Annotated in this window: 19 protein-coding genes; 13 read left to right on the top strand and 6 right to left on the bottom strand. The window is 71.3% G+C overall.

Annotated elements, in window-relative coordinates:
• Positions 1-11: 11 nt before the first annotated feature.
• The gene (locus ACFYY6_RS18790) at positions 12-2,138 is read right to left on the bottom strand and encodes an alpha-galactosidase (protein WP_389194209.1); all 2,127 of its coding nucleotides are present in this window, start codon (positions 2,136-2,138) and stop codon (positions 12-14) included.
• 180 nt (positions 2,139-2,318) lie between these two features.
• Between ACFYY6_RS18790 and ACFYY6_RS18785 the strand changes: the two genes are divergently transcribed.
• The 8 genes from ACFYY6_RS18785 (at position 2,319) to ACFYY6_RS18750 (ending at position 14,388) form a co-directional block, all read left to right on the top strand.
• On the top strand, positions 2,319-3,509 hold the full coding sequence (locus ACFYY6_RS18785; RefSeq protein ID WP_351519146.1) for an ROK family transcriptional regulator: 1,191 nt from the start codon (positions 2,319-2,321) through the stop codon (positions 3,507-3,509).
• 139 nt (positions 3,510-3,648) lie between these two features.
• Positions 3,649-4,932, top strand: a complete 1,284-nt coding sequence (locus tag ACFYY6_RS18780; protein WP_386607776.1) for an ABC transporter substrate-binding protein — start codon at positions 3,649-3,651, stop codon at positions 4,930-4,932.
• 5 nt (positions 4,933-4,937) lie between these two features.
• Complete coding sequence (locus ACFYY6_RS18775; RefSeq protein ID WP_351519149.1) at positions 4,938-5,942, top strand: sugar ABC transporter permease; 1,005 nt, start codon at positions 4,938-4,940, stop codon at positions 5,940-5,942.
• A 7-nt stretch (positions 5,943-5,949) separates the two neighbouring features.
• Entirely contained in the window at positions 5,950-6,795 is an 846-nt protein-coding gene (locus tag ACFYY6_RS18770) for a carbohydrate ABC transporter permease (RefSeq protein WP_389194204.1), read from the top strand.
• Between the two features lie 69 nt (positions 6,796-6,864).
• Positions 6,865-8,805 (top strand): cellulase family glycosylhydrolase, encoded by a 1,941-nt coding sequence (locus tag ACFYY6_RS18765; protein WP_351519151.1) that lies wholly within the window; start codon positions 6,865-6,867, stop codon positions 8,803-8,805.
• 37 nt (positions 8,806-8,842) lie between these two features.
• Positions 8,843-10,597 (top strand): beta-galactosidase, encoded by a 1,755-nt coding sequence (locus ACFYY6_RS18760; RefSeq protein ID WP_351519152.1) that lies wholly within the window; start codon positions 8,843-8,845, stop codon positions 10,595-10,597.
• A gap of 25 nt (positions 10,598-10,622) precedes the next feature.
• Positions 10,623-13,676 (top strand): alpha-mannosidase, encoded by a 3,054-nt coding sequence (locus ACFYY6_RS18755; RefSeq protein WP_389194199.1) that lies wholly within the window; start codon positions 10,623-10,625, stop codon positions 13,674-13,676.
• A gap of 55 nt (positions 13,677-13,731) precedes the next feature.
• Entirely contained in the window at positions 13,732-14,388 is a 657-nt protein-coding gene (locus ACFYY6_RS18750) for an HAD family hydrolase (protein WP_386607771.1), read from the top strand.
• Between the two features lie 65 nt (positions 14,389-14,453).
• Here the strand turns inward: ACFYY6_RS18750 and ACFYY6_RS18745 are convergent, their stop codons facing one another.
• A complete protein-coding gene (locus tag ACFYY6_RS18745) occupies positions 14,454-15,089 on the bottom strand; it encodes a response regulator transcription factor (protein WP_351519157.1) in 636 nt (211 codons plus the stop codon).
• Complete coding sequence (locus ACFYY6_RS18740) at positions 15,086-16,312, bottom strand: sensor histidine kinase (RefSeq protein WP_351519159.1); 1,227 nt, start codon at positions 16,310-16,312, stop codon at positions 15,086-15,088. Before ACFYY6_RS18740 ends, ACFYY6_RS18745 begins: the two co-directional genes overlap by 4 nt.
• A 169-nt stretch (positions 16,313-16,481) precedes the next feature.
• Between ACFYY6_RS18740 and ACFYY6_RS18735 the strand changes: the two genes are divergently transcribed.
• Complete coding sequence (locus tag ACFYY6_RS18735; protein WP_351519160.1) at positions 16,482-17,570, top strand: ABC transporter permease; 1,089 nt, start codon at positions 16,482-16,484, stop codon at positions 17,568-17,570.
• Positions 17,567-18,250 carry an ABC transporter ATP-binding protein gene (locus ACFYY6_RS18730; protein ID WP_351519161.1) on the top strand — a complete coding sequence of 228 codons (684 nt, stop codon included), beginning with the start codon at positions 17,567-17,569 and terminating at the stop codon, positions 18,248-18,250. Before ACFYY6_RS18735 ends, ACFYY6_RS18730 begins: the two co-directional genes overlap by 4 nt.
• Before the next feature lie 503 nt (positions 18,251-18,753).
• Here ACFYY6_RS18730 and ACFYY6_RS18725 read toward each other — a convergent pair.
• Positions 18,754-19,374 (bottom strand): TetR/AcrR family transcriptional regulator, encoded by a 621-nt coding sequence (locus ACFYY6_RS18725; RefSeq protein WP_351624345.1) that lies wholly within the window; start codon positions 19,372-19,374, stop codon positions 18,754-18,756.
• Between the two features lie 48 nt (positions 19,375-19,422).
• On the opposite strand from ACFYY6_RS18725, the gene ACFYY6_RS18720 reads away from it, so the two are divergent.
• Together ACFYY6_RS18720 and ACFYY6_RS18715 are read left to right on the top strand one after the other, a co-directional pair.
• Positions 19,423-19,974, top strand: coding sequence for a GNAT family protein (locus tag ACFYY6_RS18720; RefSeq protein ID WP_351519169.1), 552 nt, complete (start codon positions 19,423-19,425; stop codon positions 19,972-19,974).
• An 18-nt stretch (positions 19,975-19,992) separates the two neighbouring features.
• Complete coding sequence (locus tag ACFYY6_RS18715; RefSeq protein WP_351624343.1) at positions 19,993-20,493, top strand: GNAT family N-acetyltransferase; 501 nt, start codon at positions 19,993-19,995, stop codon at positions 20,491-20,493.
• Between the two features lie 204 nt (positions 20,494-20,697).
• Here ACFYY6_RS18715 and ACFYY6_RS18710 read toward each other — a convergent pair whose 3' ends face one another.
• Entirely contained in the window at positions 20,698-21,462 is a 765-nt protein-coding gene (locus ACFYY6_RS18710) for a GNAT family N-acetyltransferase (protein WP_351519170.1), read from the bottom strand.
• Positions 21,463-21,784: 322 nt separating this feature from the next.
• Here ACFYY6_RS18710 and ACFYY6_RS18705 point away from each other — a divergent pair, with 322 nt between their 5' ends.
• Complete coding sequence (locus tag ACFYY6_RS18705) at positions 21,785-23,323, top strand: alpha/beta fold hydrolase (protein ID WP_388651805.1); 1,539 nt, start codon at positions 21,785-21,787, stop codon at positions 23,321-23,323.
• 298 nt (positions 23,324-23,621) lie between these two features.
• Here ACFYY6_RS18705 and ACFYY6_RS18700 read toward each other — a convergent pair whose 3' ends face one another.
• Complete coding sequence (locus ACFYY6_RS18700; RefSeq protein WP_351519167.1) at positions 23,622-24,950, bottom strand: alpha/beta fold hydrolase; 1,329 nt, start codon at positions 24,948-24,950, stop codon at positions 23,622-23,624.
• Positions 24,951-25,112: the final 162 nt, after the last annotated feature.

The following is a 25,112-nucleotide window of genomic DNA, read 5'->3' as shown; positions in this document are numbered from 1 at the left end:
GGGCGTGATGCTCAGGGGCCGACGCGACGGAGCCGGATCAGGCTGCTGGCGTGGTCGCCGGCGGGAAGCCGCGGGTCGATGCCCCGGTGCACCAGGACGGCGCCGCTGTACACCCGGTCGAGGTCCGGGTCCAGGTAGTGGGCCCCGGCGTCGAGTGCGGGCAGCCGCACGGGGGCGGAGCGGTGACCGAACCGCGTCGTGGGGCGCCAGACGAGGAGCACGTGCTCGCTGTCGTCGGGCGCCGCGTAGTGCACGGCGGTCACCGGGCCGGCCGGGGTGAGGCGGTGCTGGTGCCCCCGCTGCACGAGCGGGCGGATCCGCTTGTACTGGGCGACGAGCTCGGCGGCCTCGCCGAGTTCCTCGTCGGACCAGCACGTCAGGTCTCCGCCGATCCCCAGCGCCCCGGCCATGGCGACGTGGAAGCGGAAGCGCAGCGGTGTGCGCCGGCCGGTGGCGGGGTTGGGGCTGTCGGTGACCCACGCGGCCATGGCCTGGGCGGGGAAGAGCTGACCGAAGCCGTGGTGGATGCCGATCCGGTCGACCGGATCGGTGTTGTCCGAGGTCCAGGCCTGGTCGGTGCGGGCGAGGACGCCGAGGTCGATGCGACCGCCGCCGCCCGCACACGCCTCGATGCGCAGCCCGGGGTGGGCGGCGCGGAGCCGGTCCATGACCCGGTGCACGGCCCGGGTGTGGTCGATCCACAGCCGGTCGGGGTCGGGGTGCCCGTCCCAGCCGGCCTCGGTGAAGGGCCGGTTGGCGTCCCACTTGAGCCAGTCGACGTCGTGGTCGCGCACGAGCCGGTCGAGGGTCTCCAGGGCCCAGGCCTCGACCTCGGGCCGGGCGAAGTTCAGCACCAGCTGGTTGCGGAGCTCGGTCGCGTCGAGGTGGGGGGAGTGGACGACCCAGTCCGGATGGGCGCGGTACAACTCGCTGTCGCGGTTGACCATTTCCGGCTCCACCCACAGCCCGAAGGCCATGCCGAGGCGGTGCACCTCGTCGGCGAGCGGACGCACTCCGCGGGGGAACGCCTCGGGGCGGGGGGTCCAGTCGCCGAGCCCGGACCGGTCGTCGCGGCGGGCGCCGAACCATCCGTCGTCCAGGACGAAGAGCTCCGCACCGAGCCGGGCGGCCAGGTGTGCGAGGCGGATCTGGCCGGCCTCGTCGACATCGAATCCGGTGGCCTCCCACGAGTTGTAGAGGACCGGCCGGTCCCGTTCGGGCTCCGGCAGTACGTGCCCGCGTACGTAGTCGTGCCAGGCGCGGCTGGCCGCGCCGAAGCCGTGCGGGGTGTAGAGGCCGGCGTACACCGGCGTGCGAAGGCTCTCGCCCGCCCGCAGGGTCCAACTGAGGCCCTCATGGCCGAAGCCGCCGGTCCAGGTGGTGCGGCCGACCGGATCGCGGTGGACCGTGACGCGCCAGCTTCCGCTCCAGGCGAGCGTGGTGCTCCACACCTCGCCCCGCTCCTCCGCCGCGGTGCCGTCGTCGAGGGCCAGCCAGGGGCTCGCGTGGTGGCCGGAGAGTCCCCGACGGCTCGTCAGTACGGTTTCGGCGACGGGAAGTCGGTCGCGGTGGAGCTGGAACTCGCTGTTCCAGCCGCCGACCAGATGACTCAGCCGGTAGTCGGTCAGCGGGGGAGCGGTCCAGGAGGCCGAGTCCAGCCGGTCGACGGTGACCGGATCCGGCGGGCCGTCCGCGGCCCCGGTGTGGGTCAGTTCCGTCCAGCGCTCGACGACGTCGGTGCCGGGCCGGACGCGGTAGCACAGTTCGGTTCGCAGGGGGCGGTGCCGGTCGTCGAGGCGCAGTCGCAGTTCCCCGCCGTCGACGGTGTGACCGGCGAAGCGCCACTGGGCGCCTCGGGTGCCGTCGGCGAAGCGGACCTGGAGGCCGGCCGGTCCGAACCGCGCCCCGGTCTGCGGTGCGAGCTCGTCGGCGGCGGCTTCGGCCTCGAAGCTGCTCGCGGCCGGGGAGACGGGTTCCGGCATCGCGGCGAGGGCAGCGGTGTCGAGCGGGGCGCCCCAATGGAGGTGGCGGGGGCTGCCGTCGGGGGCGAGGCGGAGGGCGTACTGGCTGTTCGGTGTGCGCAGCACCGCGAGGCCGAGATCGGGATCGAAGGTGACGGGCGGGAGCGTGGCGAGCACGGATGGGTCCCCTGACGTACGGAGAGGAACAGGGCCTTGTCCAGGGCGGTGTGGTGAGGGCACGACCGACACCGCGATCCGGGGCCCCGGGACGGGCACGGAGGCGGGCCCGAGCGTAGGACGGTCCCAACTCCTAAATCAATACTGGAAGAAGTTATTTATTTGCTCTACGTTGCACCCGTGCTTCGACATCACTCCCAGCCTCTGGTCAGTGCTCCCGCCGAGACCGCGGTCCTCGCCCTGCTTCTCGCGGAGGGACCACTCAGCAGAGTGGAACTGGCACGGCGGACGGGGCTCTCCTCGACAGCCGTCACCAAGGCAGCCAGACCCCTCATCGACGACGGCTACCTGTACGAACTCCCGCCGGAGCGCACCGCACCCGGCGCAGGCCGACCGGTCAACCCGCTCGCGGTCGCTCCCGACCGGGAGTACTTCGTCGGACTGAAGATCAGCGTCGACCAGCTCTTCGGTGCCGTCTGCGATCTGCGGGCCGGCATCCGGGACACGGCTGCCCGGCCGCTCGACGTGTGCGCCCCCGAGGTCGTCGCAGCCCTCGTCGCGGAGCTGGTCGACGAACTGCTCGACGCCGAGCCCGCGTTCCGGGACCGTACGCGCCACCTCGGCGTCGCCGTGAACGGCGACGTGGACCGCGACAGCGGCCGGCTCCGCCACTCCGGCCTCCTCGGCTGGCGCGACGTCCCGCTCGGCGAACTGCTCAGCGCCTCCACCGGCCTGGCGGTCACCGTCGAGAACGACGTCAGGGCCCTGACCGTCGCCGAGCACTGGTTCGGCGAAGGCATCGGCACGGGCTACTTCGCGCTGGTCACCATCGGCGCGGGCATCGGCTCCGCCCTCGTCGTCAACGGGCACCTGCTCAGAGGCGCCCATGGGGTCGCGGGCGAGGTCGGACACATCTGCGTCGACCCCACCGGACCGCTCTGCCGTTGCGGCGCTCGCGGCTGTGTCGAGGCGATCGCCTCGACCGACGCGATCCTCGCGGCGGTCCGCCGCGCCGCCACGAACCCGCATCTCACGTTCGACGAGGCCGTCGACATGGCCCGCGAGGGCCACCTCGCGGCCCGCGACGCCTTCGCCCGGGCCGGACAGGCCATCGGAGTGGGCATCGCCGCGCTGGTCAACCTCGTCGGCCCGGAGCGTGTCGTCGTCAGCGGCGAAGGAGCCGACGCCTACGACCTGTTCAGCCGCCACATCCAGGATGCGTACGCCGCGCACGCCTTCGGAGCGGCGTCCCGATGCCCGCTGTTGCTGCGCCCGCTGCCCTGGGAGGAGTGGGCCCGCGGTGGCGCCGCCGTGGCCATCCAGGCCCTCTTCCCACAGCCCGCTGCCACATCCACGATCGGCGCCGGATGACCGAAGCAGCCACCGCCGTCCCCGCAGCCGCCGAATACGACTCCCTGGCCGCCGCCCTCCTCTGCCGGCAAGCACTGACGAGGGCGCCGGCCAGGGAGCACATCCGCCCCTCACACGCCCTCACAAAAGGACATGCGACATGAGCGCACGCAGATCAGAGCTTAGCCGACGCGGATTCCTCACGGGATCACTGCTCGTCACCGCCGGAACGGTCCTGACGACCGCCTGCAGCACCGACCCCACCGGCGGCACCTCCTCCGGAGCGAAGACCACTCTCAACGTCTGGTACCACGCCTACGGCGAGGCCGGCGCCCAGCAGGCGGCGCTCCGCTACGCCACCGCCTTCACCAAGGCCAACCCGGACATAGCCGTCAAGGTGACCTGGGTTCCCGGCGACTACTCGAGCAAGCTCTACGCGACCCTGCTGACCGACGCGGCCCCCGACGTCTTCGAGATCGGCGACTTCAGCGAGGCCCTCGCCCGCCGCGGCCAGATCGCCCCGCTCGACGACGTGTACGGCAGCGCCAAGAGCGACTTCAACACCAACGCCACCGAATCGGTCACCGTCGACGGCAAGCTCTACGGCGTCAAGATGATCGACGACGTCATGATGCTCTACTACCGCAAGAGTGTCCTGTCGAAGGCCGGGATCACCCCGCCCACGACCTTCGACGGTCTCGTCGCCGCGGCGAAGGCCCTGACCACCAAGAAGAACAAGGGCCTGTTCGTCGGCAACGACGGCATCGGCGACTCCGCGATCCTCAACGTCTGGTCCAACGGCGGCGATCTCGTGACCCCCGACGGCAAGGTGGCGTTCGGCTCGGCCCGGGCGCTCGAAGCGCTGACGGGTCTGAAGCGCCTGCACGACGACAAGTCGCTGCTGCTCGGGTTCACCACCGACTGGTGGGACCCCGCCGCCTTCGTCCAGGGCGTCGTGCCGATGCAGTGGTGCGGACTGTGGGCGATGCCCGCCGTCTCGCCCGCGCTCGGCGACGACTTCGGCGTGCTGCCGTGGCCGGCGTACAAGGCCGGCGGCGCTCCCGTCGTACGGGTCGGCGGCTGGACCAGCTGCGTCAACGCCAAGAGCAAGAACGTGGAGGCGGCCAAGAAGTTCGTCCAGTGGCTGTGGGTCCAGCAGTCCGACCTCCAGAAGGACTTCGCGGAGAGCTACGGCTTCCACGTCCCGCCGCGCACGTCCGTGGCGGCGACCGCGAAGAAGCTCTCCGCAGGCACCGCCAAGGAGACCGTGGAACTGGCGGAGAAGTACGGGAAGCACAACCCGGGAACCTGGGAGACCGCTGTGAGCAGCGCGTTCAACGCGACCGCGGCGAAGATCGCCGGGGGGCAGGGCGATCCGGCCGCTCTCCTGGCCGACGCGGTGAAGAAGGCCCAGCGCGAGATCGACAAGCAGCTCGGCCGATGAAACCGATGAACCCGGCGACCGACATCACGCCGAGGCCCGAGCGGGCCGGGCGCCCCGCGGCCACCCCGCGGGGCGCCGCCCGCACCGGCCGGGCCCGTGCGGGCCGGCCCCGCGTCGGCCGGTCCGGCTGGATCGCGTTCATACTGCTGACCGCGCCGACACTGATCGGGCTCGGCGTCTTCAAGTACGTCGCGATCGGCTGGAGTTTCCTGCTCAGCCTCAGCGACGCGCGCGGCACCATCGCCCTCGGCCACTGGGTCGGACTCGACAACTACCAGACCCTCCTGTCCGACCAGGCCTTCCGCGACTCGCTGCTCACGATCCTGCTGTTCACCGCCTTCATCGTGCCGGTCACCTTCGCCGCCTCCCTCGGACTCGCCCTGCTGGTGCACCGGATCCGCCGCGGCCGGGCCCTGCTGCGCACCACCTTCCTCGTCCCCGCGGCCGTCTCGTACGTCGCCGCTTCCCTGTTGTGGAAGATGTGCCTGTTCAACGGCCTGCCATCGGGCATCGCCAACATGATCGGCGGATGGTTCGGAGCGGAGCCGGTGCCCTGGCTCCAGTCCACCTCGCCACCGCTCTACTGGATCGTCCTCGTCACGCTGCGTCTCTGGCTCCAGGTCGGCTTCTACATGGTGCTCTTCCTCGCCGGACTCCAGGCCATCCCCAAGGAGATCTACGAAGCCGCCGCGCTCGACGGCGCCACCGGTCGGCGGCTCCTGACCAGGATCACCCTGCCGATGCTGCGCAACACCGCCGTCGCCGTGCTGATGCTGCTGTTCATCGCCGCCTTCCAGGCCTTCGACGAGTTCTACAACCTGTTCAACAGCGGGCTGTCGGGAACCGGCACCGCTCCCGTACAGACACCGCTGGTCCACCTCTACAACACCGCCATGGGCAGCCAGAACTACGGCCTCGGCTCGGCCGGAGCCTTCGTGCTCACCGCCCTCATCGTCGGAGTGACCCTGATCCAGGGACGGTTCACCGGATTCGGCAGGAGCGGAGAATGAGAAGCGCATGATCACCCTGCCCGGACTGTCCCGAACCGCGCGCCTGCTGGCACGCGGCCTGCTCATCGGACTGCTGACCGCGGTCTTCATGGCGCCGTTCTACCTGATGCTCCGCAACGCGCTGATGGACTCCCAGAGCCTGACGGCGCCGGAGTGGACGTGGTGGCCCTCGACGATGCACTTCGAGAACTTCACCGCCCTGTTCGACGACCCCGCCGTCGCCATGGGCCGGTCCCTCGGCAACTCGCTGCTGATCGCCGCCGTCACCGCGCCCGTCTCCACGCTCCTCGCCTCCGCCGCCGGCTACGCCCTCGCCAGGATTCCGGTTCCGGGACGCGGTGTGCTGCTCGCCCTGGTGGTGGCCACGCTGATGATCCCCGGCTCGGTCACCTTCGTGCCGACGTTCGTCGTCGTCGGCTCCATGGGAGGCGTCAACACGTTGTGGGGCATCATCGTGCCCGGCCTCTTCAATCCGTTCGCGGTCCTGCTGTTCCGCAACTTCTACCTCCAGTTCCCGCGGGAGATCGAAGAGGCGGGACGGCTCGACGGCCTCGGCTGGCTCGGCCTGTACCGCCGGATCGCCCTGCCGAGTTCAGGGGCGATGCTGGCCTCGCTCGGGGCGCTGTCCTTCATCGAAAGCTGGAACTCCTTCCTGTGGCCGCTGGTCATCGGCCAGGACCCGTCCGCCTGGACCGCGCAGATCGCGCTGTCCACCTTCCTCACCTCGCAGACCATCAACCTGCCCGGTCTCTTCGCCGGCGCCGTCGTCACCATCACGCCCCTGGTCGTCATGTTCCTCGTCGCCCAGCGCTACATCGTCGAGGGGATCGCCACCAGCGGCCTCAAGGGCTGATCCACCGCACCGCACCGTTCCGCACCACGCAAGGCAGGCACACGTCCCCCACCCGCAAGGAGCTTCCCCGTGACACCTCGCATCACCCTGCTCCGACGCGCGACCGCGGCCCTCGCCACGTCGTCCGCGCTCCTCCTCTGCACCCTCACCCCCACAGCCGCCGCAGCGGACACGGGAACGGCACCGCCGCCCCCGGCCCTCACCGGCGCACAGCTCGCCGCCTCATGGACCGCCCCGCTGTCCACCCGGGACCGATACGTCGTCGACGCCGACGGCGACCGGTTCAAGCTCAAGTCCGGCAACTGGGCCGGCGCCCAGGGCACCTGGCAGGGCGTTGGCGACGTCGGCGACGTCGCCAACCACCAGGCGAGGCAGATGTCGCACAACATCCCGCTCGGCCTCGACCGGAAGCCGATGGCCCAGATCCTGGCCGACTTCCACGCCCTGGGCCTGAACAGCATCCGGCTCCCGTTCGCCAACGCACTCATCCACGACACGAGCGCCGTCCCGGACTCGGCCGTCGCCGCCAACCCGCAGCTCAAGGGCAAGACCCCGTTGCAGGTGCTCGACGCCGTCGTCGGAGCCCTGACCGCGGACGGCTTCGCCGTCATCCTCAACAACCACACCACCAGCTACCGCTTCTGCTGCGGCCTGGACGGCAACGAGCGCTGGAACAGCGGCCAGTCGACCCAGCAGTGGATCGACGACTGGGTGTTCCTGGCGAAGCGCTACCAGGACGACAAGCGGGTCGTCGGAGCCGATCTGCGCAACGAGGTCCGCCGCGACACCTGGAACGACGCCAACTGGGGCTGGGGCGACGACCACGACCTCAACAAGGCCCTGGAAGCAGCCGGCAACAAGATCCTGCAGGCCAACCCGGACATGCTCGTCATCATGGAGGGCATCAACTGGCAGGGCATACCGACCGACCTGACCCCCCACGGCCGCCCGACACTCACCCCGGTCGCCACCCTGTCCAACACCCTGATCCGCTCCGACAAACTCGTCTACGCGGCCCACTTCTACGGCTACACCGGCCCGAACCACACCGGTGCCACCGGAACGGGCGAGACGCACGACCCGCGCTACGAGGAACTCACCCCCACACAGCTCGCCCAGGTCGTCGACGACCAGGCCCTGTTCGTCACCCGGTCCGGCCAGCACTTCACCGCACCCGTGTGGATCAGCGAGTTCGGCGCCGCCGGCCGCGACGACATCGACGCCAAGGAACGTGCCTGGTTCGGCAACTTCACCGACATCCTGGTGAAGAACGACACCGACTTCGCCATCTGGCCCCTGGTCGGCTGGACCGACACGAACGGCACACCGCAGGACTCCTGGGCCATGGTCAACTACAGCGCGGACGGCACACGGCTCGGTGTCATGGACGCCGGCGACTGGCGCGCCACCGACTGGAACAAGCTCGTCAACGCCCCCGGCAGGACCGGCCGGATCGCCCCCGCCCCCCGCTGGAACATGCTCAACCTGGACTACGCCGACTACAACGTCTCCACCACCATGCTGGCGAAGCCGGACTGGTCCCCGGGCAACCGCAAGGGCAACTGCCCGGACAGCCAGCGGCTGACCGGCCTCGGCCGCAGCGACAGCCGAGGACTGTGCACCGACGCCGGGGGGCCGACGAAGGGCAACGGCGCCTGGACCGTCGTCACCGACGAGCGGTACGTCACCGGGGGCGACTGGGCGTCCGGATACAACAAGCTCCAGTGCCCCGTCAACACCTTCGCGGTCGGCTACAGCGTGCGCAACAACGCCATGGCGGCCCTCCTGTGCGCCCCCGCAGCCGGCTCCCTGCCCACCACCGGCCGCGCGCTCTGGTTCGACCGCGGCGACAACCGCCCCGCCACCGGCGGCTCGACCGGCAGCGACTGGGCCCCGGGCCACTACAAGGGCCAGTGCGCCGACGACGAGTACCTCGCAGGCGTCGCCTACACGTGGAAGTGGAACCACGGAGGCGTTCCCGACGCCCTGCTGTGCCGCCCGCTCGGCTGAACCAACCGGATCCGTACCCCTGAGGAGCACCACAGCCATGCCCCGACTGGAGATCGCCGACGACGGTTTCCGTCTCGACGCCCGACCCTTCCGCATCATCTCCGGAGCCCTGCACTACTTCCGCGTCCATCCGGAGCAATGGGCCGACCGACTCCGCAAGGCACGGCTGCTGGGCCTCAACACGGTCGAGACCTACGTGCCGTGGAACCTGCACGCCCCGCGCCGCGGGGAGTTCCGCCTCGACGGAGGTCTCGACCTGCCCCGGTTCCTCGACACCGCGGCCGCCGAAGGACTGCACGTCCTGCTCAGACCCGGCCCGTACATCTGCGCGGAATGGGAGGGCGGCGGCCTGCCCTCCTGGCTGCTCGCCGAGGACGATCTCACCCTGCGCAGCCGCGATCCCCGCTTCCTGCGAGCGGTCGACGAGTACCTCGGCGCCCTGCTGCCCCCGCTCCACCCCTACTTGGGAAGCAACGGCGGGCCGATCCTCGCCGTGCAGGTCGAGAACGAGTACGGCGCCCACGGCGACGACACCGCCTACCTGGCCGAACTCGCCGCCATGCTGCGCCGCCACGGCGTGGACCTCCCCCTGTTCACCTGCGACCAGCCCTCCGATCTCGCGCGAGGCAGCCTCGACGGCGTCCTGCCCACCGCCAGCTTCGGCAGCCGCGTCACCGCCGGGCTCACCGCCCTGCGCGAGCACCGGCCGCACGGCCCGCTGATGTGCACGGAGTTCTGGATCGGCTGGTTCGACCGCTGGGGCGGCATCCACACCCGCCGCGACGCGGCCGACGCCGCCGCCGACCTCGACCGCCTGCTCGCCGCGGGCGCCTCCGTCAACATCTACATGTTCCACGGAGGCACCAACTTCGGCTTCACCAACGGCGCCAACGACAAGGGCACCTACCGTCCCACCGTCACCTCGTACGACTACGACGCCCTCCTCGACGAAGCCGGCGACCCCACCCCCAAGTACGAAGCCTTCCGCGACGTCATCGCCCGCCACGCACCCGTCCCCGCGCAGCCCCTCCCACCCGCCGCACCCAAGGCCGCATTCGGGTCGGTGGAACTCACCCGCACGGCCGGCCTGCTGGAACAGGCCGACACCCTCGGCACCCCCGTGGCCGCCGACCGCCCGCTGACCATGGAGGAACTCGGCCACCCCTTCGGATTCGTCCTCTACGAGACCGACCTGCCCACGCCCGGACCTGCCGTCCTGCACGTCGAGCGGGTCCACGACCGCGCCCAGGTCTTCGTCGACGGCCAACCGGTCGGCGTCCTGGAACGCGAGAACCACGAACACGCCCTCGCCTTCACCGTGCCCCGCCCGGGAGCCCGGCTCGCCGTACTCGTGGAGAACCAGGGCCGCGTCAACTACGGACCCGGGCTCCACGACCGCAAAGGCCTCCTCGGCCGCACAACGGTCAACGGGCACCCGCCCGCCGCCTGGCAAAGCCGCGCCCTGCCCCTCGACCGCCCCGACACCTTCGTCCACCGAACCGCCGATCCCGCGCGGCGCCCGGTGGGGCCGGCCTTCCACCGCGGCACCTTCACCGTGGACGAGCCCGCCGACACCTTCCTCCACCTGGACGGCTGGACCAAGGGCGTCGCCTGGATCAATGGCTTCCCCCTGGGCCGCTACTGGTCCCGAGGACCCCAGAGCAGCCTGTACGTTCCCGCTCCCGTCCTCGGAACCGGACCCAACGAGATCACCGTCCTCGAACTCCACGCCGCCACCACCCGACACGTCCACCTGCGTGACACACCCGACCTCGGGCCCACCGACGAGTGACCGCCCCCGTCTCACGGAGCACGCCATGCACAGCAACCGACGCCTCACCGAGCAGCGGCTCGACCGCGTGCTGGGCCAGCGCATCCGCCCGGCCGTCCACGCCCGCGCCACGCCGCTCCAGGTGGAGATCTGGAACGCCCCGGGCGAACCCGTGCCCGTGCCCGACGCACTGACCGCGCCCTACCGGCCCGTCACGGTCGGCCACCGATGGGGCCCGGCCTGGTCCACCAGCTGGTTCAGGGTCAGCGGACGGATTCCGCCGGAGTGGGCGGGGCAGCGGGTCGAGGCCGTACTCGACCTCGGCTTCGACGTCACTGGCCCCGGCTTCTCGACCGAGGGCCTCGTCCACCGCCAGGACGGCACCGTGGTCAAGGCGCTCAACCCGCGCAACGCGTGGATCCCCGTCGGCGACCCGGCGACCGGAGGCGAAGAGTTCACCTACTACGTCGAGGCCGCCGCCAACCCCACCGTCCCCCTTCCCGGTGAACCGCACCACGCACCGACGCGGGCGGGGGACCGGCCCCCCTGGCTGACGGGCGGCGATGCCACCGGTGATCCGCTCTACCGACTCCGCCGAGCAGACCTGGCCGTCTTCGACCGGGAGGTGTGGGAACTCGCCCAGGACCTGGACGTCCTGGGGCAGCTGATGCACGAGCTGCCCGAAGGCTCCGAGCGCCGATGGCAGATCCTCCACGCCGTCGAACGAGCCCTCGACGCCGTGGACGTGCGGGACGTCGCCGGAACCGCGACCGCCGCCCGCGACGTGCTGCGCCCCGCCCTGGCCGCGCCCGCCGCCGGCAGCGCCCACCGGGTCTCCGCGATCGGCCACGCGCACATCGACACCGCCTGGCTGTGGCCGCTGCGCGAAAGCGTGCGCAAGGTCACCAGGACCATCGCAAACGTCACCCATCTGATGGACGACCACCCGGAATTCCGGTTCGCCATGTCCCAGGCCCAGCAACTGGCCTGGCTGAAGGACCGGCGCCCGGATGTCTACGCGCGCGTGCGTCGGAAGGCGCAGGCGGGCCAGTTCCTGCCCGTGGGCAGCCTGTGGGTGGAACCCGACACCAACATCACCGGCGGGGAGGCGTTCGCTCGCCAGCTGATCCACGGCAAGCGGTTCTACGCCGAGGAGTTCGGCGTGGAGACCGAGGAGATGTGGCTGCCCGACACCTTCGGCTACAACGCGGCGATGCCCCAGCTGATGAAACTGGCGGGCGTGCGCTGGTTCCTCACCCAGAAGATCTCCTGGAACACCACCAACAAGTTTCCCCACCACACGTTCTGGTGGGAGGGCATCGACGGCACCCGCATCTTCACGCACTTCCCGCCGTCGGACACGTACAACAGCGAGCTGACCGGAGCGGAACTCGCCCACGGCGTACGCAACTTCCAGGACAAGGGCCCGGCGAACCACTCCCTCCTGCCCTTCGGATACGGCGACGGCGGTGGCGGCCCGACCCGCGAGATGCTCGCCCGCGCCGAGCGACTGGCCGACCTGGAGGGTTCCCCCCGGGTCGTCATCGAGCGGCCGGCCGACTTCTTCGCCCGCGCCCACGCGGAGTACCCCGACGCCCCGGTGTGGCTGGGCGAGCTCTATCTGGAGTTCCACCGGGGCACGCTGACCAGCCAACTGCGGACCAAGCAGGGCAACCGGCGCAGCGAGCACCTGCTGCGCGAGGCCGAACTGTGGTCGGCGACGGCGGCCGTGCGCACCGGCTTCCCCTATCCGTACGACGCACTCGACCGGCTCTGGAAGACGGTGCTGCTGCACCAGTTCCACGACATCCTGCCCGGATCCTCCATCTCCTGGGTGCACCGGCAGGCGGAGGAGACCTACGCGGCGGTCCGCACCGAACTGGACGGGCTCGTCGACGCCGCGCAGCGGGCGCTGGCCGGCCCCGGAACCGGCACGGTCGTCTTCAACGGCGCGCCGTTCGCCCGGGGCGGCGTCGACGCCCTCGGCGCCGAACTCCGCACCGGGGACCCCGCACCCACGGTCACCCCGGCGCCGTACGAGGGCGGCCACGTGCTCGACAACGGCCTGGTGCGTTTCGTGATCGACGACCGCGGACTCGTGGTCTCGGCCGTCGACCTCGCCGCCGGCCGCGAAGCCCTGCCTCCCGGCGCCGTCGCCAATCTGCTTCAGCTCCACCAGGACTTCCCCAACGAGTACGACGCCTGGGACATCGACGCCTTCTACCGCAACACCGTGCGGGACCTCACGGACGTCGAGGAGGTGACCGCCGTCGACGGGGGCGTGGAGGTCCGGCGCGGCTTCGGCGGTTCACGCATCCGGCAGCTGCTCTCGCTGCGGGAGGGCTCGCGGCGCCTCGACATCGACACCGACATCGACTGGCACGAGCGGGAGAGCCTTCTCAAGGCGGCCTTTCCCCTGGACATCCGGGCCGACCACTCCACCGCCGAGATCCCCTTCGGCCATGTCCGGCGCCCCACCCACACCAACACCAGCTGGGACGCGGCGAAGTTCGAGATCTGCGCCCATCGGTACCTCCACGTCGGCGAGCGATGCTGGGGCGCGGCCCTGGTCAACGACTCCACCTACGGCCACGACGTCACCCGGGACGTACGCGAGGACGGCGGCACCACCACGACCGTCCGGCTCTCCCTGCTGCGGGCCCCCCGCTTCCCCGACCCGGACGCCGATCAGGGAGGACACCGGCTGCGCTACGGCTTCGTCCTCGGCGCCGACATCGCCGACGCCGTACGCGAGGGCTACGCCTTCAACCTTCCGGAGCGCTCCGTCCCCGGGGCGACGGGGGTGGGCCCCCTGGTCACCACGGACGACGAGGCCGTCGTCGTCGAGACCGTCAAGCTTGCCGACGACCGCTCCGGCGACCTCGTCGTCAGGCTCTACGAAGCCCACGGCGGACGCGCCCGGACCACGCTGAACACAGCCGTCCCGTGGGACACCGTGACCGAGACCGACCTCCTGGAACGCCCCCTGGACGGAGCGGTACCCGCCCGGCCGAGCACACCGCGGAGCACGTCGCTCCACCTCACGCTGCGCCCGTTCGAGATCCGTACCCTCCGGATCGGGCTCCGGGCCCGTCCGTGACCCCCGGGCCCTGCCGCAGGCCGGGCCACCCGAAACCCATTCCCAGGGAGCCTCCGTGCACACCGAACTCCAGGCGGTCCTCTTCGACATGGACGGCACACTCGTCGACACCGAGCGGCTCTGGCGGCAGGCGGTCGAGGAGGAGGCCCTCGGGCTGGGACTCGTCCTCGCGGACGCGGACCTCCCGTTCGTCCTCGGCCGCGCGATCGAGGTCAGCGCCGCCCACCTCGCCTCCCGCGCGGTCGGCCGGGCCGGGGCGGCCCGGCTCGCCGCGTCCCTGGAACGACGCTTCACGCAGCTCGTACGCGAGCAGGTCGTCCCCCTGCCGGGGGCCGTGGAACTCCTCGCAGCGGTGCACACCGCGGGCGTGGCCACGGCCCTGGTCTCGGCCTCGCCCCGGCCCGTCGTGGACATCGTCCTCGACGTCCTCGGGCGGCACCGGTTCACCACTTCCTTCGCCGCGGGGGAGACCCCGCGAACCAAGCCGTTCCCCGACCCCTACCGGGCGGCCCTGGCCGCCCTCGGCGCCACCCCCACCGCGTGCGTCGCCGTGGAGGACACCCCGACCGGCGTCGCCTCCGCGGAGGCGGCCGACTGCAGGGTCCTGGTCGTGCCCTCGCTCACCCACGTCCCCGCGGCACCGCGTCGGACTGTCGCCCACAGCCTGCGGGACGTGGACCTCGGCCTGCTCCGACGGCTCGTCGCCGAGTGATGAGGCCGTCGAACCCGCGACGAGGATCACTCATCCCCCGACGGCGCGGCTCGCGGCCGGTTCGGTCAGCGGCGGATGAGGCCGAGGTCGGTGGCGGTCGCCACGGCGGCGGTGCGGGAGTCGACGCCGAGTTTGGTGTAGACGCGGGCCAGATGGGACTTGACGGTTCCCTCGGTGAGGTGGAGCCGTTGGCCGATCGCCTGGTTGGACAGGCCCTCGGCGACCAGCGCGAGGACCTCGGTCTCGCGCCGGGTCAGGGCGGCGGCCGGGGTGCGGAGCCGGTTCATGAGGCGGTCGGCGACCGCGGGGGCCAGCGTGGTGCGTCCAGCGGCGGCGGTTCGTACGGCAGCGGCCAGGTCTTCGGGCGGGGCGTCCTTGAGGAGATAGCCGGTGGCGCCGGCCTCGATGGCGGGCAGGGTGTCGGCATCGGAGTCATAGGTGGTGACGATCACCACGCGGGGCGCGCCCGGTCGTGCGGTGATCCGGGCGGTGGCCTCGGCGCCGCCCATGCCCTTGCCGAACTGCAGGTCCATCAGGACGACGTCGATGTCTCCTTCGGCGGCGCGGGTGATGGCGTCCTGGGCGGTGGCCGCCTCGGCCACCACCGTGAGGCCGGGTTCGGTCTCCAGCACCGCGCGGAGCCCGGCGCGTACCACCGGGTGGTCGTCGGCCAGGAGCAGGCGGATGGGGGTGTCGGTCACGGGCGGGCCTCGGGTTCGCTGTCGGCGGGTGGGGTGAGGGGGAGCTGGGCAGCCAGGGAGGTGCCCTGGCCGGGGGCGGATTCGACGGTGAGGGTGCCGTCGAGGGCGCGCATGCGGGCGCGCATCGCGGCGAGTCCGAAGCCGCCGCCGTCCTGTGCGGGGGCCGGTGGCCGATCGGGGTCGAATCCGGAACCGTCGTCGACGACGTCCACGGCGACGTGGTCACCGAGGTAGCTGAGGGTGACCTCGGCGGTGGTGGCGTGAGCGTGGCGGACGGTATTGGCCAGGGCGGACTGGGTGATCCGCAGCAGCGCGACCTCGTAGGCGGTGGGCAGCGTCACGGGAGTACCGGTGAGGTGGAAGCGGGCGGTGATCCGGTGGCGCGCGGAGGTGGTGGCGCACAGGCGTTCCAGGGCACCGGCCAGGCTGGTGTCCTCCAGGGCGGGCGGGGTGAGGGCGGCGACGAAGCGGCGTGCCTCGGCGAGGTTGTCCACGGCGGCCTGGCGGGCCTGGCCGACGTAACGGGTGGCGGCCTCGGGTTTTGCGGGCAGGGCTCGTTCGGCGGCGCGCAGCAGCAACTGGATGCTGGAGAGCCCCTGGGCGAGGGTGTCATGGATCTCGCGGGCCAGGCGTTCGCGTTCGGCGAGTACTCCGGCGGTGTGCTGGGCCTGGGCCAGGTCGGCGCGAGTGGCGGTGAGTTCCTCGATCAGCCTGCGGCGCTGTTCGCTCTCGCGGTACAGGGCCTGGTACCCCCACACCACCGCTACGGCCACGGCGGCGCCCAGGGCCGGGCCGATCGCCATGGCGAGACTGAAGGAGTGCTGGTGGGCGGCGAAGGCGGTGATCGCCGCGAGTGCGGTGGCCGCGACCGCGGCCAGACCCGCCCAGCGCGACAGCAGGTGGAGCTGGAGGAAGTACAGAGGGAAAGCGACCCATACGCCGTCGGCGGACAGGGTCAGCAGCAGCAGCCAGCCGACGCATGTGCACGCCAGCCACACCGCCGCGGCACGGCGTGAGGCACGCACCCGGGGCAGCAGCGGCCCGGCCGCATACACCAGGCCGCATGCCGCGGCAGCCGCGGTGGTCATCCCGGCATGTGGCAGGCCGTCGGCCACGGCCCGGCCGGCGGCCAGGGCGAGCAGGCCGAAAACCAGCAGGTGCAGGCACCAGGCCAGCACCCGGCTGGTCGGGGTCAGGGCGGAAACGGGGGCGGAGGCGGTCACAGTGGGTACAGCCTACGAAAACAGACCCGGCGACGGCCTCCATCGAAAGTTGCAACCGGTGTGCTGTCCTTCGATCCGCGAAGTGCCGCCTGACGCCAGATGCCCGGACAAGGGGGCAGCAGCGATCGTGGAGACATACCGATTCCACGTTGAAGGGGCAGACCGAGCCGTGTTCGTCGCCTGGAGAGACCTGAAGTTCGCCAAGGGGCGGTTCGCCTTGATGGGGACCGTCATCGTGCTGATCACCTTGCTGGTCGGGCTGCTGTCCGGGCTGACGGCCGGACTGGGCCAGCAGAACATCTCCGCGATCACCGGACTGCCCGCCGACAGGATCGCCTTCCAGGCCCCCGCCGACGGCGGGGACCTGTCGTACTCCAACTCCACCGTCACCGCCGAACAGTGGCAGCGGTGGTCCGAGGCGCCCGGCGTCGAAAGCGCCGAACCGCTGGGGATCACCACCACCAAGGCCACCGCCGGGGACAGGAGCATCGGGGTCTCCGCCTTCGGCGTGACGCCCGGCTCCCACCTGGCCCCGGACAGGAGCAAGATCGACGACCGGTCGGTGGTGCTGTCCACCGCGGCCGCCGACGACCTCGGCCTTGCCCCCGGGGACTCGTTCACCGTGGCCGGGCAGCGGCTGACGGCGGCCGCCGTGCGGGGCGATGCCTCCTTCAGCCACACCCCGGTGATCTGGACCAGCCTGGACACCTGGCAGAAGATCGCGCCGCCCGCCGACAACGGCGACCGTCCGACCGCTACCGTGATCGCGCTGAACACCACCTCCGGGGCCGATGTGGCGGCCACCGACAAGCAGGCCGGCACCAAGACCGTCTCCACCGGTGACTCGCTGTCCGCGATCGGGTCCTACACGTCCGAAAACGGCTCCCTGCAGATGATGCGCGGCTTCCTGTTCGCCATCTCCGCCCTGGTCATCGGCGCCTTCTTCACCGTGTGGACCATCCAGCGCAGCGGCGACATCGCCGTTCTGAAGGCACTGGGGGCCTCCACCGCCACCCTCCTCAAGGACGCCCTCGGCCAGGCCGTCGTCCTCCTCGTCGGCGGCACCCTGGTCGGTACCGGCATCGCCGCCGCCGTCGGCGCCCTCGTCGTCGGCAGCGCGGTGCCGTTCCTTCTCACCCCCGCCACCGTTCTCGTCCCCGCCGCCGTGATGATCCTCCTCGGCGTCCTCGGGGCGGCCCTGTCCGTTCGCCGCATCACTTCCGTCGACCCGCTGACCGCCCTGGGGAGCGCCCGATGAGCCTGAACCTGACCGACATCACCCTCACCTACCCCGACGGCGACACCCGCCTGACCGCCCTCGACAAGGTCGCCCTGGACGTGCCCAAGGGCAGCCTCACCGCCGTGGTCGGCCCCTCCGGCTCCGGAAAGTCCAGTCTTCTGGCCGTCGCCGCCACCCTGATCACCCCCGACGTCGGCACGGTCACCATCGACGGCACCCCCACCACCGGCATGAGCCGCGGTGAGCTCACCGACCTGCGCCGTCACAAGATCGGCATCGTCTTCCAGCAGCCCAACCTGCTGCCCTCCCTCACCGCCGCCGAACAGCTCCAGGTCATGGCCCAACTCGACGGCCGCAGCCCCGCCAGGGCCCGCACCCGCGCCCTCGAACTCCTCGACGCGGTCGGCCTGGCCGACCAGGCCCGCCGCCGTCCCCACCAGCTGTCCGGCGGCCAGCGCCAACGCGTCAATATCGCCCGCGCCCTGATGAACGACCCCACCGTCCTCCTGGTCGACGAGCCCACCAGCGCCCTCGACCACGAACGCGGCGCCGCCGTCCTCGACCTGATCACCCGCCTCACCCACCAGCAGGCCACCGCCACCGTCCTGGTCACCCACGACCGCACCCACCTCACCGCCGTCGACCAGATCGCCGAAGTCCACGACGGACGCCTCCGCCCGATGGCCCTCACCCGTTGATGGCGTAGGGCGTGTTGCGAAAGTCCTGTCTGGCCTGCGACGCCTGGCACGGCGCCTCGCCACGTTGTCGGGATCATCCACGTACGCCCCGTACGAGGACGACCCTCCGCCTTGCGATGCACCGCACCAGACGCCGCGGGCCGCGCCCTTCGGGCGGACGACGCCACTTTCGCAACACGCCCTGGCACTGTGGGCGCTCCACGACCTGCCGCGTGAGCTGCCGTTGCTCAACTCGTTCCGGCGGCGGGCCGGTTGTTCCCGCGGCGGGCCGGCGCCGTCGATGGCTGCGTGCCGCGGGCGCGGACACTCCTCATGAGTGTCCGCGCCTCTTCTGAGTGCCGCTCCTTTGTGCTGCGCTGTTGTGACGAGGGGCCGAAGTGAAGGCTCGCCCGTGGAGAGCGGGTGCACCTGGCCGTCGTGGACGCCGCTCATCACGGTCGCCCCGCCCACGTCGACGACTTCTGCCCGGGGAGTGAAATCCCGAACGCGATCCAGCTCGGTCGTCAGGGCGAGACCGCGTGATGGTCACTGGGCGGAGGCGGGGAGGCCAGCGCGGCCAGGTAGTCGTCGAGGAGTTCGGTCTGGCGGTGCGGCGGGAACGCCTCCGGGCTGAACAGGGCCTGCACCACCAGGCCGAGCACGAAGGCCTGGGCGCCGGCCGCGACGCGGGCCGGGTCCCCGGCGGGCAGCTCACCCAGTTGTTGGGCCGCGGCCACCAGGTCGCGCAGCCGGTCGCGGCTTCGGGCGTACTTGCGGGCGTAGTCGTCGCTCAGCTCGGGGTCGGCGAGCGCTGCGTCCCAGGAGGACACCCAGATCCGGTTGCTGACGGTGGCCTCGTCTGTCAGCGGCAGGACGTCCAGCAGCACGGCCCTCACGGCGGACATGCCCTTCCCGGCGGTACGCCGGGGGCGGGAGGCGGTACGCAGTTCGAGCAGGTCGAGGGCGTGTGCGACCAGATCGCGCTTGGCGGGGAAGTAGTGGGTGAGCAGGCCGGTGGTCGCCCCGAGTTCGGCGGCGACGGCGCGCATGGTCAGCCCGCCGAAGCCGTGCGCGGCCAGCACCCGCCAGACTGCCTCGGAGACGTCGCGCCGACGGGCTTCGTGGTCACCCTTGGTACGTGGCATGCTGCTACCGTACATAGCCATAACGCTTGTTGTGTGAATGGGGTCATCATGTTCTCCCTCCCGCTGCGGGACAACGCCTGTCTCCGCCCGCTCGAGATATGGCACGCCGAGGAGTTCGCCGCCCACATGGACCGGGCCCGCGAACACATCCGGCCGTGGGTCGGGGAGGCGTTCGTCACCGACGATCTCGACGGTGCGCGGGCCACCTTGCGCCGGTATGCCGAGCGCCAGGCCGCGGACGGCGCCCGCCTCTACGGCATCTGGCTCGACGGCACGCTGGTCGGCGGCGTGATGTTCGTGAACTTCGACGCCGCCGTCGGTTCGTGCGAGATCGGTTGCTGGCTGGAACCCTCCGCCGAGGGGCAAGGCCTGATCACAGAGGCATGCCGCACTTTGCTGGAGTGGGCGTTCACCTCCCGGGGAGTACACCGCGCCGAGTGGCACTGCCGAGCTGACAACGAGCGCAGCTCCGCTGTGGCCGAGCGGCTCGGCATGACACGCGAGGGCGTGCGGCGCGAGTACTGGCCGTACGGCGGCACCCGCCACGACAAGGAGCTCTGGGCGATTCTGGCCCCCGAATGGCACGCTCGTCGCCGCTGATCCGAAATGGGGGTTCTGATGGACGTCACGTTGCGGGAAGTGCAGGACGGCGACCTGGCGATCTTCTTCGCTCAGATGAACGATCCTGAGGGATTGCGGATGGCGGCGTTCACTGCCGAGGATCCGTCGGACCGTGCCTGGTTCGATGCGCACTGGGCGCGGCTTCGCCACGATCCGGGGGTCGTCGTGCGCACTGCCGTCGGCGAGGCCGGGGAGGTCGTCGGCCATGTCGCGGTGTTCGGCCCGCCAGAGGAGCGCGAGGTCACGTACTGGATCGGGCGTGAGTACTGGGGCTGTGGAGCGGCGACCGGCGCGTTGCGAGAGCTGCTCGGCGTCCTACCGGAGCGCCCGCTGCATGCCCGTGCGGCTGCGGACAACGGCGGCTCCATTCGTGTCCTGGAGAAGTGCGGATTCGTGCTGACCCGCAACGAGCGAGGCTTCGCGGACGCTCGCAGCGAGGAGATTGATGAGGTGGTTCTCACCTTGTCCGACCAGGGCGCGCTTCGAAATCGAAAGTAGCGTCGTCCGCCCGAAGGGCGGGGCCCGCGGCGTCCGGTGCGGTGCGTCGCGAGGCGGAGGGTCGGAGGCACCCGGCGATTGCCACGAGGCAGGACAAGCTCGCGGTCCGCTAAGAGGCGACCGTTCTCGTCACGGCCATCAACGAATGGTCGCGACGAGGATCGTTATGGAAGTGGGCAGAACGCCTTGTGGAGTTCGGGGTGTTCAGGGGTTGATGGTGTGTTCGGTGAACTGGCCGCAGGAGCGGAACCCCAGGCGGCGGTAGACGGGCTCGCCGTCGGTGGACGCCTGCAGGACCGCGATGTGGTGATCCCGGTCGCGGGCCGTGTGGAGTGCGGCGAGCGTGATGGCACCGCCGTAGCCGCGTCGGCGGTGGGCGGCCAGGGTGCAGATGTTGTAGATCCCGGCAACCCCCGCGTGATGAAACACTTCGGCCGAGCAGACCGGACGGCCGTCCACGTAGCCGACCAGGTAACGGGCCGGACAGTGCGCGGCCAGGGCCTGCGGGGCTGCCTGGGCGAAGAAGCGGCGGACGGTGTCGGAGGGCGGGGTCCAGTTCGCGGCGAGAACCGAGGCGTAGTCGGCGAGCTGTTCGGGCGTGGCCACCGTCCGGATGTCCAGTCCTGGGGCGGCGGGCAGCGGCAGGGTGTCGTCCAGCTCGGCCCACATCGCCGTCTCGCGTTCGGATGCCGGCAGACCAGCCGCTGTCAGGCGGGCGGTGAGGTCCGGTGGCGTCGAGGCGGGCCCCACCCACCAGGAGAAGCGGCGGCCGGTGCGAGCCAGCGTTCGGGCGGTCTCGGTGATACGTGCCGCAGCGGTGGTGGTGGTGAAGCGGGCCGCGGCAACGATGTTGAAAGTGTCGTCGTCCAGGCTGCTGTCGGCGACCAGGAGGTCATCGGTCTCTGCAACGGTCGCACCGCTCATGCTCCGATGCAGGTGACAAGCATGTTCCGCCAGATTCCGCTCCATCCTGTCCATCAAGTCCGCGTCATTGAGAAAATGAACATCCATGACGAATGATCCCAGCACGACTCGGCGCAGGTTGCACATGATTTTGGATCGCTCGCCGGCGGTGTCACGCCGAGCTGTTCGCGGAACTCGCCCGCCCGGCCCCGGCGCTGACCTCGATGGGCTCCATCGTCTCGTCCACGGGACCGGATCCCGACAGATGGACGTGCCGGAGCACGGGGGGGCGTGCGGGGATGCGGGCACGTAGACGCCGGGTCCCTTGTTACGTTCCCACCATGTGCTCATGGAGGCACCGTCATACGCGACCGGAACAGTCACGTGCGTGAACACGAGCCTGTATGTGAACCCGATTCCGAACCCGGCCTCGATACCACCCTCTCCACCGAGACGGCGAGCTCTCTCCGCACTCCTTCTCCTCGCGCTGTCCGCCTCCTCCTTCGCCGCCACCGCTATGACCGTCCCCGGCACGGCGGTCGCCCAGGAGCCGTCCGGCGCCACCACCTCTGTCCCGCCGATCAGTTGGGGCGCCTGTCCCGCGGCCGAACCGCCCTACCCCGACCCCAGCCCGCGGGCGCAGTGCGCGACGGTGAAGGTTCCGCTGGACTGGTCGAAGCCGCAGGGCCCGAAGACCGGCATCTTCGTCGCCCGCTACCGGGCCACCGACCCCGCGCGGCGGATCGGCGTCCTGATGTCGAACCCGGGCGGCCCCGGGACGCCCGGGGCCGATGACGCGCTGTACGCGGACGACCCCGTCAGCGGCTATTCCCCGGACATGCTCCGGCGCTTCGACATGATCGGTTTTGACCCACGTGGCATCGGCCGCAGCCGGAGTGCCGTCTGCGACGAGACGATCACCGAATCGATCCCGGCCCGCCCCCGCGACGCGGCCGAGTTCGAGCGGCTGCGCACCCTGAACGGCCGCCTGGCGGACAGCTGCCTGCAGCGGACGGGGCCGCTTGCCGCCCACATGGACACGGAGAGCGTGGCCCGCGACATGGACGCGATCCGCGCCGCCCTCGGCGAAAGCCGGATCAGTTTCATCGGCCACTCCTACGGCACCTCCCTCGGCGAGCGCTACGCACGCCTGTTCCCCGGCAGGCTCCGCGCGCTGGCCCTCGACAGCGCGATGGACCCGGACCGGCCGGACGCCGAGCGCTACCTCACCGACGCCAGCGTCACCGTCGACGACACCCTGAAACGGCTCGCGGCCTGGTGCGAGAAGGACCCGTCCTGCGCACTCAACGGCAAGGACCTGATCGCCGTCACCGACGAGCTGTTCGCCCGCGCCGACGCGGGCACGCTCCGCGAGCCGGGCCCGAACGGACCGACGCGCACCAAGGTCGACGCCGACAGGCTTGCCGACTTCCTGACCTTCGCCGTCGGCAAAGGGGGCCGGGAGGAAACGGTGAAGCAACTGGCCGCCCTGTACACCGGCAAGGGCGAGGTCCAGTGGATCCCCAAGGTCACCGTCATCGCCTCGCGGCTCGTGCTGTGTCGCGACTACGACTTCCGGATCCGCGACTACGCCGAGTACCGGGACATCCTCAAACGGGCTGCCAAGGCCGCCCCGCACGTCCGTTACAACTCCCAGGCGCTGGACATCATTCTCGGCTGCCAGGGCTGGACCATGCTGCCCAAGCCCCGCCCCGCCCAGGCGGAGGGTCCCCTCCCGCCCGTCCTCGTGGTCAATGCCACCCATGATCTGGCGACCCCTCTGCCCGGTGCGCGCCGCATGGCACGCTCCTTCCCGAAGGCGACCCTGTTCACGATGGACGTCGTGGGTCACTGGCTGTACCGCAGAGGCGGGACGGAGGAGGCGATGCGGGTCATCGACGCCTACCTCACAGACCCGAAGGGCTGACGCGGAGGAGCGCGGGGGAGGGCCAGGCGCCGTCCCCTGCCTCACCCCCGCACCCGTCTACCGGAATCGCCCCGGGGCCGAGCGCGACACCGACCGCGGCCGTCTCCTGGACGGCAGCCGGTCCGAGGCAGGCGCGTGATTCTCTGGAGAGGGGCGGACAGGAGCGCGATGACAAGCCTTCCGGACAGTTGAGCGGCGGATGAGCCTCCTCGCGTTCCGTCAAGGTCCCTCGGCCGAGACCTGCAACACCCGTCCACAACCTCCCAGGACGGAACACCTGGGCCGACGACGGCCGGGACTACGGACCGGTGGGCGACGCGTGCCCGGCCCCGGGGACTCCGGATCCGGGCGCCTCCGGGGCGGGGAGGGGCTTGTCCAGCAGGAAGGCCCGCAGGAGCGCGGTGTACAGGCGTGGCTGCGCATGCGCGATGGCGTGCCCCGCACCCCGGACACGGACCAGCCGGGAGTCCGGCAGGGTCCGGCGGTACTCCTGGGTGACCTCGGGTTTGACGAAGTCGCATTGACCGCGCAGGATCAGCGACGGAACGTGCACCCCGCGCAGCACGGGACGCGGGTCGGGGAGCTGTTCGAAGTCCTTGACGGTCATCTGGTTGCTGTAGAAGCCTTGCGGGTTGTTGTGCGCCTCGGTGGGCGCCGCGCCCACACAGGACGTGGTGTTCTTGCCGAGAAGAGCCAACTCGTGCATCCAGTGGTCGAGTTCGCGGTCGCCGGCCAGGGCGTGCGCGGCGCGCGGGTTGACGCCGAGAAGCAGGCTCGCGGTGATCAGGCGGGGCCTGCTGTCCAGGTCGTCGCGCCGGGAGCGCTGGGCCGGTGTCAGGTCGTCCCAGGGCTCACCGGCCTTGGACCCGGGATACTCCCGGCCCCATAGGGCGCCCGGCGACGTGAAGACAGCCTTCGCCACGTGCGGGGCGTGCGCCCGCAGGTACTGGGCGGCCAGGGAGCCGCCCCACGACTGGCCGACGAGGACGATCCGGTCCGCACCGAGGAGTCGGCGGATCGCATCGAGATCGGCGACCTGGCGGGCGACGGTGTAGCCGGTGACGTCGGAGAGCCGGGTGGAACGGCCCGCGCCGACCTGGTCGTAGGAGTAGACCTCGAAACCGTCCGCGGCCAGTTCCCGCCCGCCGGTGGGGATGCCCTCCGCCGGGGTGCCGGGGCCGCCGTGCAGGAAGATGACGGGGGTCGGCCGGGGCGTGCCGACGGCGCGCGCGTGGACGTACGCGATACGGGAGCCGGTAGGCAGGTTCCAGAAGCGGACGTCGGACGGGACCCGGCCCGCGGCCGGGGTCGGCATCGGGCGGAAGACCGTGGCCGCGGCCAGGCCCGTGACGCCGAGGAGCAGGATGCCCGTGAGGGCGGCCGTGGCCCGCAGGCCGCCCTTGCCGAGCAGGCTCAACGCCGCGCCGCCGAGCAGCGCGGCGACCACCGCGGCGACGGCGAGACCTGTGGCCGCGAGCAGCGGGACGCTCGCGGTCGCGAACGCCGCCACGACGAAGCCGGCCGCCGCGGCGGCCGGTGCCAGCGCCACGGTGACGGCGAGCAGAAGGCCGCCGCATATGCGGCGGACGAGCGGGGACTGACCGAGCGGAGGAATCCTGAGTGCCATGACCGCGAGGCTAGGTGCGGGTGCGGGGCCCGGTCGTCAGGCCGCCGGACGACCGTCCGGCCGCGAGATCCGCTGGTGGAGGGGGTGGTGACCCCCGCCGCACGGCGGGGGTCACCACCCCTCGGGAAGGGCGGCCGGACCCGCCGAGACCCGGAGGTTCCT

Origin of the sequence: Streptomyces sp. NPDC001750 (genome assembly GCF_042892615.1) — a bacterium.
GTDB lineage: Bacteria > Actinomycetota > Actinomycetes > Streptomycetales > Streptomycetaceae > Streptomyces.
Note: the sequence above shows the minus strand (reverse complement) of the source record. Positions and strands in the feature narration are given on the sequence as shown.